Raw genomic sequence first — 13,088 nt, 5'->3', positions numbered from 1 at the left:
CCGCTTCATTCCGTCGGGCTCCGCACTATCTGGACGAGCTTCGCCGCATCCTGCCCGGACGGCAACCGGGTCGTGCTCGACAGCGTCCCGCTACGCTCGTTCCAGACCAGTTCGGCCTCGATGCCCTTGCCCGCGCGATAGGCATTGGTGGTGCCGTCGTCGTCATAGAGCGTGAAGCGGGCGTCGCGACCCGGATAGACGCGGATCGCCGCAAGCGCCTGCTTCTCCGCGGTGCTCGAAACCGCCGCGCCGATCGGCACGATCGAGCCCGCACGGACGAACAGCGGGATCCGCTCGATCGGCGCCGCCGCGTCGATCGTCTGGCCGCCGCTGTACCGCCGGTTGGTCCAGTAATCGTACCAGTCGCTTCCCTTGGGCAGATAGACCCGGCGGCTGGTGCGGCCCTGCCCGGTGACCGGCGCCACGAGAAACGCCGGCCCGAACATATATTGATCGCCGATCGTCGCCGCTTCGGGATCGTCGGGGAAGTCCATGAACAGCGCGCGCATGAACGGCGCCCCGGTCTCCGAGGTCTGCCGTCCGAGCGAATAGAGATAGGGGACGAGCGCGTAGCGCAGCCGCAGATAGTCGGCGAGGATCGGTTCGGCCGCCTTGCCATATTCCCAGATCGCCGTCGCCGGGCGCTGGCCGTGGATGCGCAGCGTCGGGGTGAAGGTGTTGTACTGGAACCAACGGACGAAGAGCTCGGGATAGTCGGCATAATCCGCGCCCATCGCGGTCGCGCCGGCGGGATCGACAAGCAGCGGACGCTCGGCCCTCGGGCCGCTCGGCCACATCCAGCCGCCGGTGTCGCTGCTCCAATATGCCATGCCGCTCGCGGTGAAGTTGAGCCCGGTCGGGACCTGTCGGCGCAGCGCCTCCCAGGTCGAATGGACGTCCGACGACCAGAACAGCGCGCCGTTGCGCTGCACCCCGAGATAAGCGGCGCGCGACAGGATCAGGTTGCGCTTGTCGGGCCGATCGCGCGCCGAGCCTTCGGCGACGCCGCTGGTGTGCACCAGCGGATAGAGATTGTAATAGCGGTCGCCCGAGCCGAGCGAATAGAAATGCCCCGCGGGCACGAGATCGGGCTCGGTCTCATCGAGCCAGAACCAGTCGAAACCCTCGCTGGCGATATTGTCGCGGATCTTGGTCCAGAACCACGCCCGGGCTTCGGCATTGGTGCTGTCGAGCAGCGCGCCGGCGCGATCGGCGCGGACCGGAAGGCCGTCGGCGGTCTGACCGTCGGCATCCTTGAGCAGCCATCCCCTGGCCGAGAGCATGTCGTAATAGCGCGATTCACGCTCGAAGCGCGGCCACACGCTGATGATCGAGCGCATGCCCCAATCGTGCAGCTGGCGGTTCATGCCGGCGGGGTCGGGAAAGGCGTTCCGATCGATGTCGAGCTGCCCCATCCGGGTCCAGTGGAACCAGTCGAGCACCATGATGTCGAGCGGATATTTGCGGCTGCGATAGCCATCGGCGATGCGCATCAGCTCGTCGCGGCTCTCGTAGCGCGCCTTGCTCTGGATCAGCCCGAACGCCGCCTTGGGGGGGAGGGGCGTCTCGCCGGTCAGCCTGGCATAGCCGGCATAGAGCGCGTCGGCACTGTCGCCGGTGATCACGAAGAAGGACACGCGCTCGCCGACCTGCGACTGGAAGCGTGTGGCGCTGTGCAGGCCGGGCGAGACGAGGGTCGCCGCCGGATTGTCCCAGACGATCCCATAGCCCTTGTTGGTGACGAGGAAGGGCACGCACACCGTCTCGCCGGCGGGGGCATCGTAATTGTGGCGGCAGTCGATCGTGCGCCCGCGCAGATCGAGAACGCCTTCCTGATTCTGGCCGAGGCCGTAATAATGGGTGTCCGCAGTGTCGGCGAAGCTCGCGCCGACGCGGAAGGTCTTCTCGCCGTTGACGGTCTGCGGCGCCAGCTCCCAGCCGCTCATCCGCGTGATCTCGCGCCCGTCGGCGCCGGCGATCGCGATCGAGACGGGCGGCAGCGAGGGGACGAAATAGCGCTCCATCTGGGTCGGCGGCTTTGGCCAGGCCTTGGCATCGACCGTCACGCGCAGCGCCGACGATGCGAACACGTCGCCGCTCGCATCGCTGCGATGGGTCCAGCCTGCCGGGTCGGCCTTGCCGATGATGCCGTAGCCGGGGCCCGCGTCGAGTTCCTTGCGATCCAGCGCGATCGTCACATGGACGATGTTGGGGCCATAGGCCTCGATCGACACGAGGCTGCCGTTGCGGTCCACCGTGGCGAGCGCCTGCGCCGCGGCGGGGCTGGCGGCCAGGGTGGCACTTGCGAGCAAAAGGCTTCGAAGGATCATGGCTCTCCCCTTGATGATTGCAGCGCCGCGGGATTGCGCCCCGTCATAGCGCTGCCGCGCGCGCGATAGGTCAGGTTATGGAAGGTGACGCCGCCCTTGCCAGCGGCGTAGATGCCGGGGCGCAGGCTCAGAAACCCGTCCGCGACATTGTGGTTGTAGCCGGCGACCTCGAACGAGCGTTCCTTGGTCCAGCGCGCGCCGTCGGCACTGTGAAAGAAGGTGACGACATTCTCGTCGTTGACCGCGCGCAGATGCAGCCGCCGGGTCGCGGCCGGGCCGCCGGGCGGCCAGCGCTCCTCCTGACCGATGCGCCATGCGTGCAGCTTCCCTTCGGAAAGGCCGAGCCCGCAGAACAGTTTCTCGTCGTAGAACAGCACGAGTCCGCCCTGTGCCCCGGGCTCGATCTCGAGCTCGACCGAGACTTCGTACGCGCGGTCCCCCGCCACGAACAACAGCGGTGAAGCGTCCGCCGGACCGGTCCCCTGGCCCGCGAGGCGGAGAACGCCGCCACCGAGCTTTACCCGTCGCAGATAGTCCGCTCGCGGCGCATGGAATGCCAGCCTCGTGCGCAACGCATCCTCGGTGAAACCCGACAGCGCGGCGCCATGCGGGCCCGACGCGGCGGGCACGGGCTTGGCGAGTGGTTGCGACAGATCACCGCCCAGCGCGCGCGGCCAGCCATCGGCGGTCCAGGCGATCGGCTCGAGCAGCATCTGCCGGCCGAGCGTGCGGAAACCGTTCTCATAGCCGTGATAAACCAGCCACCAATCGCCGGCCGGGCCCTCGACTGCGGTCGCGTGCCCGCGCGACCACCAGGGCTCGTCGCGATGGGCGGTCCGGACGATCGGATTGTCCGGGCAATTCTGCCACGGACCATGGATCGAGCGTGACCGCGCGACCACCACCATATGGCTCGTCGGCGGCCCCGCCGTCCCGCCTTGCCCCGAGAACATGTAGAACCAGCCGTCCCTGCGGAGCAGCTTGGGGCCTTCGAGCGCGAAACCCTCGATGATCCAGTCTTCGGGGATCGGCCAGCCGTCATAGACATGCTCGACCTTGCCGGCGGCGGAGAGGCCGTCGTCGCTGATCCGGACGCGGTGGCCGCCGTTGAAGAAGAGGTAGCGCTTGCCGTCCTCGCCCACCGCGTGGCCGGGATCGATATAGCCATCGATGCGCATGTCGATCGGATCGCTCCACGGCCCGCGCATGTCGGCCGCATGTATCACCCACGTCTTGAGTGGCCGCGCGTCGTCGCGCGGATCGAGCGCGGGGATGTAGATGAAATAGCGCCAATCGTGCCTGGCGATGTCGAGCGCCCACACCGAGCCAATATTCCTGCGCAGCGCGGTGGTGACCGGAGTCCAGTGGACCAGATCACGCGAATGCCAGATCGGCACGCCGGGATAATATTGGAAGGACGAGAAGGTGGCGTAATAGTCGTCGCCGTCCTTCAGCACATTGGGATCGGGCCGATCGCCGGCGAGCACCGGGTTGCGGTAACGGCCGTCGCCGAGGTCCGGGACGCGCTGGCCCTCGACGCCCATTTTCTGCGCCGGCATCGTGGCCGGGCGTGCCTCGCCCGGCAGGCCGAGCATCCCGGCGGTTCCGACCGCAAGGCCGAGCGTTTCGCGGCGAGTGGCTTTCATGATCACTCCCGGTGACGCTATTTGCGCCCGGATCGGGCAAGCGGCTCGATCAGCGCGAGAACGACGTCGTTGGTCCGCATCGGCACGCGCAGCATATAGCTGCCCGCCTTGCCGACACGCACCGTCGCCCGCGTCTCGGGCAGGTCACGGGTCAGCCCGCGCAGCTCGGCGAGTTGCGCGGCCGATAGCGAGGCGGGCGAACCCATCTCCAGATAGCGGCTATGCGCGTCATTGGCCTTGAAGCCGGTGCGGCGCACGGTGACGCGATAGCTTCCCGGCGCGAGCCCGGCGAAACGCAGCTTGGCGGGCCTGGTCTTCTGCGCCGGCAGAAGCCGGGTGAAGAAGGGGCGATTGCTCAGCGCCTGCTTCGGCTGTTGCCAATCCCAGAGCAGCACCGCGGTGCGGCCTTCGGCGCTGCCGATCCAGCTCTGCGGGTCGGCGGTCGGGACCTCGCGGCCACGGAGCAGGTTGAGATATTTGTAGGCGAAGAAAGCGGGTTTGCGGATGCCTTCGCGGTTGATCAGGCCGAACCCGCCATGAAAGGGCGTCGGCGGCGGCCCTGCTTCCTCGAACAGGTCGCTGAAGGTCCAGTAGCTCATCCCCTGCGCCAGATCGCGCGTCGCCTTGAGCTTGGTCAGGATATAGGCGGCGCTGATATAGGAATCGTGCACCGGATCGCGCGGGTTGTAGCTCGCGCTCCACTCGGTGAAGAACAGCGGCAGGCGCGGGAATTTGGACGCCGCGATTTGCTGGCGCACGCGGCGAACGTCGCCGACGACCGCGTCGGGGTTGGTGGACAGGCGATTATCGTCCTGGCCCTTCTCGTCGAGGAAACCGCCATCGACGCCATAGGTGTGCGTCGCGACGAAATCGACCGACAGGCCGCGGGTCGCCGCGAAGTCGAGGAATTCGGGCACCCACGCGGCGCCAGCGGTTGCCGGGCCGCCAACCCGCAATTGCGGATCGATCGCCTTGATCGCCCGCGCGCTGGCTTCGTAGAGATCGAAATAGGCCCGTTGGTCGGCACGCTCCCAAAAGCCGTCGAGATTGGGCTCGTTCCAAACCTCGAAATACCAGCTGCGGACCTCGGCCTCGCCGTATCGGCTGCGCAGATGCCGCACGAATGCATCGACGAGCGCGCGCCACGCCTTGGGCTCGGGATGCGAGGTGTTGCCCTTCCAGAAGAAGATCGTCTGCGGCGAGCTGGCCATCGCCTCCGGGGTGAAGCCGAGCTCGACGAACGGCTTGATCCCCATGCCGAGCAGCGCGTCGTAGAGCTGGTCGATCTTCGTCCAGTCGTAGATCGTCTTGCCATTCTCGACGCGGACGGTGCGGAAGACGTCGTGGAAGATCGCGTGGAAGCGGACATAGCGGAAGCCGAGCTCGTCCACCGCGATCTTGAGCTGGGCGAGGCTTTCGGGGCGGATCAGCGTGCCGGGATAGTCGGATCCGACCGACAAGTTGAACGGCCGGTCGAGCGGGCCCGCCGCCTTGCGGAGATCGATATCGATGCGGCGCTCCGCTGTGGGAGGCCCTTTCGGCGCGGCAAAGGCCGCCGGCGCCGGCAGGCACGCGAGGGCGATGGCCGCCAGGGCGCGCAAGGCCCGGACCGAAATCGACATGCTGGCGCTCACCTGGTCTGCCTTTCCGATGACGAGGCGGGAACAGCATCGATCCCCGGCGGCGGGGCGTCCGAACCGCGATAGGCGATGCTGTGTTCGAGCAGGACCTTGCGGATGACCGGTTCTTCGCCCTGGGCGACCGCGTCGAGCTCCCCGGCGAGTTGGGCCACCGCCCAGGCCGCCATCGCGCCGAGCGGCTGCGAGACCGTGGTGATCTGCGGCGACATCATCCGAGCGATCTCGCTGTCGTCGAACCCGCAAACCGAGAGGACGCGCGGCACGGCGATGCCGCGACCGCGAGCGACGCTGATCACCGCGGCGGCCATATCGTCGTTGGAAGCGAAGATCGCGGTCAGCGGCGGCTCCATCGACAGCGCCTGCTCGGCGATGCCGATCGCGGTGCCGAAGCTGTAATCGCCCTGCCAGCACAGCCTGTCATCGGGAGACATGTCGAAGATGCGCAAGGCTTCCTCGAAACCGGCGCGGCGCCGTGTCGAGGAGCGGTGCCGCGCATGCCCCGCGATCAGACCGATACGGCGATGGCCGAGCTCGAGGAGATAGCGGGTCAGCTCATGCGCCGCCCGCCGATCGTCGATTCCGATCGCGGAGAAGCCCGGATCGACATCGCTGCAGCCTGCCGCGACGAAACGGATGCCGGCACGGGCGAGGACGATCCGCAGCCGCACATCGTCGCACAGCGGCGGCGAGAGGACCACGCCCTGCACGCCCTGATTGCCGAGCGCCTCGACGGTGGCGCCGAGATCGGCGTCGCCGCGGACGCGCATGAAGGTGAGCCGGATCTCCGGGCGCGCCGGCTCCTCCAGCACGGCGCTCACCATGTCGCCGAGGATCGTCGCATTGGGCGTGTCGAACAGAAAGGCGATACGGTGGGCGTGGCGGGTCAGCGCGAGCGCCTTCGCGGCCGAATTGGGAACATAGTTGAGGTCGCGGATCGCGCGCTCGACCGTCGCCCGCGTCGCATCGGCGACAAAGGCCTCACGGTTGAGCACGCGCGACACGGTCATCATCGAGACGCCGGCCCGGCGGGCCACGTCCTTGATCGTGGCGCGCCGCGCGACTGCCGCGTGCGCGCTCATGCGGCGCTCCGCTGGGCCGCCGCGCAATGCCGGGCGATATAGTCCTCGTGCCGCGGCATCGCTTCGGCCGCCTGCGCGATGATCGTGCGCATATGCGTCAGAAAGCGCGTGGTCTCGTCGACCGGGAGCATGGCGGTCAGCGGGTCGGCGTCGTGGGGAATAATCCCCTGACCGAACAGCACCGCGGTCCAGCTCTCCTCGGTGAAGAGCGAATTGGAGCCGCGGAAGACGCGCCCCTTGCCGCGCCACAGCTCGAGCCGCGCGGCGAGGCTGTCGGGGATGTCCATCGTCCGGCAATAGTTCCAGAAGTCGGAATCGCTGCGCGTGCTGGCATGATAGTGCAGCACGATGAAGTCGCGGACATTCTCATATTCGTCGATCAGCCAGCGATTATAGGCGTCGATCTCGACGGGCGCGAAACTGCGGTCGGGGAACAGCGCCATCAGCCGGAAGATGCCCGACTGGATCAGATGGATGCTGGTCGATTCGAGCGGCTCGATGAACCCGGCCGACAGGCCGATCGCGACGCAGTTCTTTTCCCACAGCTTCTCGCGGCGGCCGGCGGTGAAGCGCAGCACGCGCGGATCGGCCAGCGGCGCGCCGTCGAGCCCCTCGGTGAGCGCGCGCGCCGCCGCATCGTCGTCGATATGCGCGCTCGAATAGACATGGCCGTTGCCGGTGCGGTGTTGGAGCGGGATGCGCCAGCGCCATCCGGCCTTTTCGGCGATCGAGCGCGTATAGGGGGCCGGCGGCCCGACCGTCGCGCTCGGCACGGCGACGGCGCTGTCGCACGGCAGCCAGTGCTGCCAGCTGCGATAGGGGACACCCAGCGCCTCGCCGATCAGCAGCGCGCGAAAGCCGCTGCAGTCGACGAAGAAATCGCCTTCGATCCGCCGGCCGTCGGCGAGCAGCACGCCGCTGAGATGGCCGTTGTCGGGCGATTTCTCGACATGGGCGATCTTGCCCTCGACGCGCGCCACGCCCTGCGCCTCGGCACGATCGCGGAGGAACCGCGCATAGAGCCCGGCGTCGAAATGATAGGCGTAGGCGAGGCCGCTTAGCACCGCTTCGGGATTGGCGATCGGCTTCGAGAAGCGGCCGCGCGCCGCGGCCGCGATCGAGATGGCATAGTGGTCGAAGGGGCCCGGATCGGCCGCGGCGACGCCCAGAAGACGCTGTCGAAGCCAGATCTGGTGGAAGGGGATGCCGAAGGTCAGCTGGCCGTATTTGCCGAAGGGATGGACATAGCGGTTGCCGACATGCCCCCAATCCTCGAACGCGATGCCCAGCTTGAACGTGCCTTGGGTGGCCGCGACGAACGCGTTCTCGTCGATGCCCAGCGCGGCGTTGAAATCGAGCAGCGGAGGGACCGTCGCCTCGCCGACGCCGACGGTGCCGATCTCGTCCGATTCGACCAGCGTGATCGTCGTACCCGCGGCGACCAGCCGCGCGAGCGCCGCCGCGGTCATCCATCCTGCCGATCCGCCGCCGACGATGACGATGCGCGCGAGCGGTGCCCTGGGCACGGTGCCGGTCATGCGGCGTGCGCCCCCGCGCCGAATGCGGCGCCTTGCGCGAAGCGGATCAGCGCGCGGTTGGACGGCAATTGCTGGACGGCAAATTCGCCGTGGCGCCGGACTTCGGCGAACGCGGCGCGCGCCTCGTCCGCGAACCGGTAGACGCCCGCCTTCGCCGACAGATCGGTTTTCCACCCCATGCCGTAGAGGACATATTGCCAGCTGGCTTCGGGGAAAATGTCGACATTGGTATCGATGTCGAGCTCGTTGGGCGGCCGATGGCGCCAGCGGTCGAGCAGCTCGTGCAGGCTGTCGGGCACCGAGCGCGGATCGACATTGTCGTTCCAGAAGTCACTGTCGCGCCGTTCGCTCAGGCAATAGTGCAGCTTGAGGAAGTCGAGCGTGCGCGCATAGCGGCGGCGCATGTTCGCGTTGAACTGGCGCGCCGCGGTCTCGAAGTCGCCGGCCCAGGGAAAGAGGTTGGCGATCAGCGCGGCGGCGACCTCGGAGAAGACGATGCCGGTCGCCTCGAGTGGCTCGAAGAAGCAGCCGGAGAGACCGACCGCGACGCAGTTCTTGTACCAGCTGATCTCGCGATAGCCGGCGTCGAAGCGGAAGCTGCGGGTCTCGAGGCGCGCGCCGGCCTGGCCGACATAGGCGCGCAGCGCGCGCTCGGCGGCATCGGCGTCGCAATGCGCCGAGGAATAGACATGGCCGATCCCGCGCCGGGCGGCGAGGCCGATGTCCCAGATCCAGCCCGACGTCTGGCCGGTGGCGAGCGTGGAAGAGGCGATCGGTTCGTCGGGCGCCTGATCGGGCAGCTGGAGCGCGACCGCGGAATCGCAGAACAGCGTGTCCCGGCACGACTTCCACGGCTGCCCCAGTGCCTTGCCGATCAGCTCGGCGCGAAAGCCGCTGCAGTCGATGTAGAGATCGGCGGTCAGCTGTCCGTGCGCGCGCAGCGACAGGCCGGCAATGCCGCCGTCCTCGCCGAGCTGGACCGCGTCGACCGTGTCGACGAGATGGGTCACGCCATTGGCGATGCCCTGCTCGCGCAACAACTCGGCGAAGGCGCCGGCATCGAAATGGAATGCGTAGTTGAGCGGCCCGACATAGTCGGGATGGCCAGGAAGCTTGGGCGCGCGGCAGGCATCGGCGGCGCGCCGCTGCGGCGTGCTCGCCGCATCCCACGGGCGGTCGCCCGCGACGCCCAGCAGCCAATAGGGAAGCAGCTCGGGCCCGTCGCGATCGGCCTCCTGAAACGCGTGAAGGAAATCGTCGCGTCCGGGCGTTCCCGGCGCGCGCCGCCAGTTGATGAAGCTGGCGCCCTGCTTGAACGAGGCGCCGCACCGGCGAACGAGATCGGCCTCGCGCACGCCGATCCGCGCGAGTGTCTTGCGGATCGTCGGAAACGTGCCTTCGCCGACCCCGAGGATGCCGATGTCCGACGATTCGACCAGCGTGATCGCGGCGCCGCCCGGCCGATCCGCGGCAAGCAGCTTCGCGAGGTAGCCGGCCGTCAGCCAGCCGGCGGTCCCCCCGCCCACGATCACGACATTTCGCACGCTGTTGGTCATGGGCACTCGGGCAGGGGAGGCGGCGGACCCGGCGGCCCGCCACCCTTGGATCAAAAGGCGAGGTTGATACCCATCCGCACGCGACGATCGCTCTGGAACCAGCTGCGCACGTACAGGGCGTCGTTGGGATAGCCGCCCATCAAGGTCTTCTGCGTCGCATTGGTCAGGTTGGTGCCCTGGATCATGAACGAGAAGTTCTTGGTCACGTCGAAGGTCACCCCCGCATCGAGCGTGCCATAGGCGCTGCCATAGACCGGTAGCGCGATCTGGGTGCTCGATCCCGCGGCGCCGGCGCCGTTGTAGAACAGATAGGTGGGGTTGGTGCCGTTCGAGTTGGTCGACTGCAGATAACGCGAGCGCCAGCTATAGGCGATGCGTGCCGAGATCGGCTTGTGCTCGTAGAGCAAGGTCACGTTGAAATTGTGCCGCGACAGGCCCTGGAGCGGCGCGTCGTTCTTCACCGCGCCGTTGATGTCGCGATAGAGATCGCCGGGATTCTTGCTGTCGATCCACGTGTAGTTGGCCTCGAGTCCCAGCCCGCGGAATGCGCCGGGAAGATTGTCGAGGAAGATGCGGCCGCCGACCTCGAGGCCCTTCACGGTCGCCGCCTCGGGCGCGTTGCGCACCGCGGTGGAGGTCGCGATGGTGTCCTCGCTGGTGCCGTCGGCGAAGGTCACGGTCACCGGCTGATCGGTGACCGCATAGATCGGCAGATTCTTGATGTGCTTGTAGAAGCCCGCCACGTGCAGCGTGGTGCCGGCGCGCGGATACCATTCGAACGACATGTCGAAATTGTTCGACGTCGCCGGGATCAGCCGCGGGTTGCCCGCGGTGGTGGTGAAGTTGGTGAAGATCGGCGGCAGGCTCGGTGCCGGCGCCGGCGGGTTGTTGGGATTGGTGATCGTCGAGACGCCGAGCTCGCCCGCGGCGCGCAGGGCCTGGAACGAGGCATTGTCGAGCGTGATGTTGTATGCCGCGCGGATCTTCACGTCGTCAGCCGGCGCGAAGGTCAGATTGACCGCGGGCAGCACGCGGGTGAATTCGGCGCTCTCCGAGCGCACCGCGGAGCGCGCGGCGAGGACGGTCACCTGGCCATTGCGGATGAAGGTGTTGGCGAATTGCTGGAAATAGCCGTCGCTCTGGTTCTGGATGTTGACGACGCGCACGCCGACGTTCCCGGATAGCTCGCTGCCGCCGACCTGCGTGCCGAAGCGCGTCATCAGATACCCCGCCAGCGTGTCGGTCACGAAGTCGGTCTGGTCCTGCGGCAGCAGGAAGCCCGACTGACGATAGGCGGGGTTGCCATAGCCGGTCGCTTGCAGCGGCCCCCGCGACGAACAGTCGAAATAGGTCGGATTGCCCCAGTCGAACGGACCGCAGAACCCTACCGGCGCAGGGCGGTGGACGAGGTCCACATCGAGCTGGCCGGTGAGCGCGAGGCTCGGATACAGCGAGTTGCCGTTTCCTGGCAACGTTGTCGCTCCACGGAAGAAGTTCTTGTAGGTGTGGACCTCGACGTCGCCGGCCGCAGCGTTCGCGAAGGTGAGCTGCGGCGCATAGCATCCGCCGCAGCTGGCCGGATCGCCGTTCCAGCCCCGACCCAGCGCGTTCCAGGCATAGCTGTTGTTGAGATCGCGTTCGGTCCGCCGCGACCAACGGCCGCCGGCGCTCAGCGACTTGAAGAAGCCGTCGCCGAACTTGAACTCGGCATCGAGATTGACTGCATCCATCTCGCCGCGGTTGAGCTCGTTGTGCGGCATCGCCGCCGCCCATTGATAGCGCGCCGGATCGAAGAAGTTGCTCTGGGCGAAGCTGGCGGGCGTGGTCAGCTGGGGCAGATCGCCGGTCAGGTCGAGGCCGAAGCTGGTTGGAAAGGCGAAGTCGCGGAACAGCGACAGGCTGTCGACCTGCGAGGTCGAGTTGATGTGCTGATAGCTGCCGCGTAGCGAGAGCGGGCTGCCCGACGGCGCCCAGGCGAACGCCGCCGAAATGTCCTGCGTCTTCGACTTCGACTTGCTCACCCCGGTGGTGCCGCCGCTGGTGATCGGGTTGCCGCTCGGCAGGAAGGTGCCCGGATCGCGCTGGAAGATCGCACCGGATGAAATCAGCGCGTTGTTCGAATCGAACTCGCTGGTCGCAGGATCGACCGAGAGCGTCTGCGAGGTGACGAACGACGCCCATTCGTCGCCGACATTGCGATAGCGCGACTGGAAGAAGATGCCGGTGAAGGTCAGGTCGTCGTTCGGCGCCCATTGCGCCGCGGCATAGAGGCCGTCGCGCTTGCGCTGGAACAGCTGCTCGCCATAGTCGTAGCCGCCGGGGATGAAATAATCGGCCGCGTTGATCCGCGTCTTGAAATAGGGCTCCATCCGGAAGAATTGCGAGTTCGAGGTGAACTGGCTGTACGCGCCGTCGACAAGGACGCCGATGTCGCCGATCCCGGTCGACCATTTGCCGGCGATCAGGCCCGAGGCGGAATAGTCGACCTCCCGCGCGAGATCGCCAAAGCCGATGTCGGCCGAGCCCGCGACATGGATGCCATAGCCATAATCGAAGGGGAGCTTGGTGCGCAGATCGACGCTGCCGCCGGTGCCGCCTTCGATCTGGTCCGCCGAGGAGGATTTATAGACGTCGACGGCCTGCATCAGCTCGGGCGTCACATCGCCCCAGAGCAGCGATCGGCCGGCATTGGCGCTGAAGATCTCGCGCCCGTTGAGGCGTGACGCCACGCCCGAGAGACCGCGGACCTGGATGCCCGAGCCTTCGACCGAGAAGTGATCGGGATCGTTGAGCGCCGAGAAGCGGACGATCGTCACGCCCGCGACGCGCTGCAGCACCTCGGTGATCGAATTGTCGGGCAGCTTGCCCGCCTCGTCCGCCACGACCGAGTCGATGATCGTCTCGGCGTTGCGCTTGCGATTGTCGGCGGACTGAAGCGCGGCGCGGCGCCCGGTCACCACGATCGCGTCGTTCTGGTCGTCGCTCGCGGGAGCGGCCTGTGGCGCCGCTGGGTCAGCCCCCTGGGCCAGCGCCGGCAATGCCAGGCTCGCGCCCATCAATGCGAGAAGCGATGCGCCGCCCTTTGCTGCAGCCCGCCACCGGTGTCGTGAATTCTGAGCCATTTCCACCCCTCTCCATCGTGTCCGCTCTCTTTCGGCGGTTGCTGCTTCCCGGTTGCCGGCGCCCGAAGGCAGGCGGACCGATCGGCGCACACGATGCGGAAAAGGCCATAAACTCGCTGCCGAGTCTATGCGGCCACAGCTCGAATCCAGCGTTCAAGGTACTGATTTAAGGGGTAA

The 13,088-nt window shown here is 67.3% G+C and carries 7 protein-coding genes; all 7 read right to left on the bottom strand.

What is annotated here, in order from left to right; all coding sequences use genetic code 11:
- Positions 1–5: 5 nt before the first annotated feature.
- From E5A74_RS02495 to E5A74_RS02465, 7 genes are read right to left on the bottom strand one after another with little or no spacing between them, the layout of a single operon-like run.
- Positions 6–2,330, bottom strand: a complete 2,325-nt coding sequence (locus E5A74_RS02495) for a glycoside hydrolase family 31 protein (RefSeq protein WP_135982503.1) — start codon at positions 2,328–2,330, stop codon at positions 6–8.
- On the bottom strand, positions 2,327–3,976 hold the full coding sequence (locus E5A74_RS02490; protein WP_135982501.1) for a family 43 glycosylhydrolase: 1,650 nt from the start codon (positions 3,974–3,976) through the stop codon (positions 2,327–2,329). The genes E5A74_RS02495 and E5A74_RS02490 overlap by 4 nt, the downstream gene beginning before the upstream one ends.
- Positions 3,977–3,993: 17 nt before the next feature.
- Positions 3,994–5,598 carry a GH39 family glycosyl hydrolase gene (locus E5A74_RS02485; RefSeq protein ID WP_135982498.1) on the bottom strand — a complete coding sequence of 535 codons (1,605 nt, stop codon included), beginning with the start codon at positions 5,596–5,598 and terminating at the stop codon, positions 3,994–3,996.
- A gap of 8 nt (positions 5,599–5,606) precedes the next feature.
- Complete coding sequence (locus tag E5A74_RS02480) at positions 5,607–6,695, bottom strand: LacI family DNA-binding transcriptional regulator (protein ID WP_135982496.1); 1,089 nt, start codon at positions 6,693–6,695, stop codon at positions 5,607–5,609.
- The gene (locus tag E5A74_RS02475; RefSeq protein ID WP_135982494.1) at positions 6,692–8,233 is read right to left on the bottom strand and encodes a tryptophan halogenase family protein; all 1,542 of its coding nucleotides are present in this window, start codon (positions 8,231–8,233) and stop codon (positions 6,692–6,694) included. Before E5A74_RS02475 ends, E5A74_RS02480 begins: the two co-directional genes overlap by 4 nt.
- A complete protein-coding gene (locus E5A74_RS02470; protein ID WP_135982492.1) occupies positions 8,230–9,789 on the bottom strand; it encodes a tryptophan halogenase family protein in 1,560 nt (519 codons plus the stop codon). Before E5A74_RS02470 ends, E5A74_RS02475 begins: the two co-directional genes overlap by 4 nt.
- A 50-nt stretch (positions 9,790–9,839) precedes the next feature.
- Positions 9,840–12,845: a TonB-dependent receptor gene (locus tag E5A74_RS02465; RefSeq protein WP_166745573.1), complete on the bottom strand. Its 3,006-nt coding sequence runs from the start codon at positions 12,843–12,845 to the stop codon at positions 9,840–9,842.
- Between the last annotated feature and the right edge of the window lie 243 nt (positions 12,846–13,088).

The sequence above is a fragment of the Sphingomonas naasensis genome, assembly GCF_004792695.1.
Taxonomy (GTDB): domain Bacteria; phylum Pseudomonadota; class Alphaproteobacteria; order Sphingomonadales; family Sphingomonadaceae; genus Sphingomonas; species Sphingomonas naasensis.
This window is presented reverse-complemented; position numbering and strand designations above follow the sequence as displayed.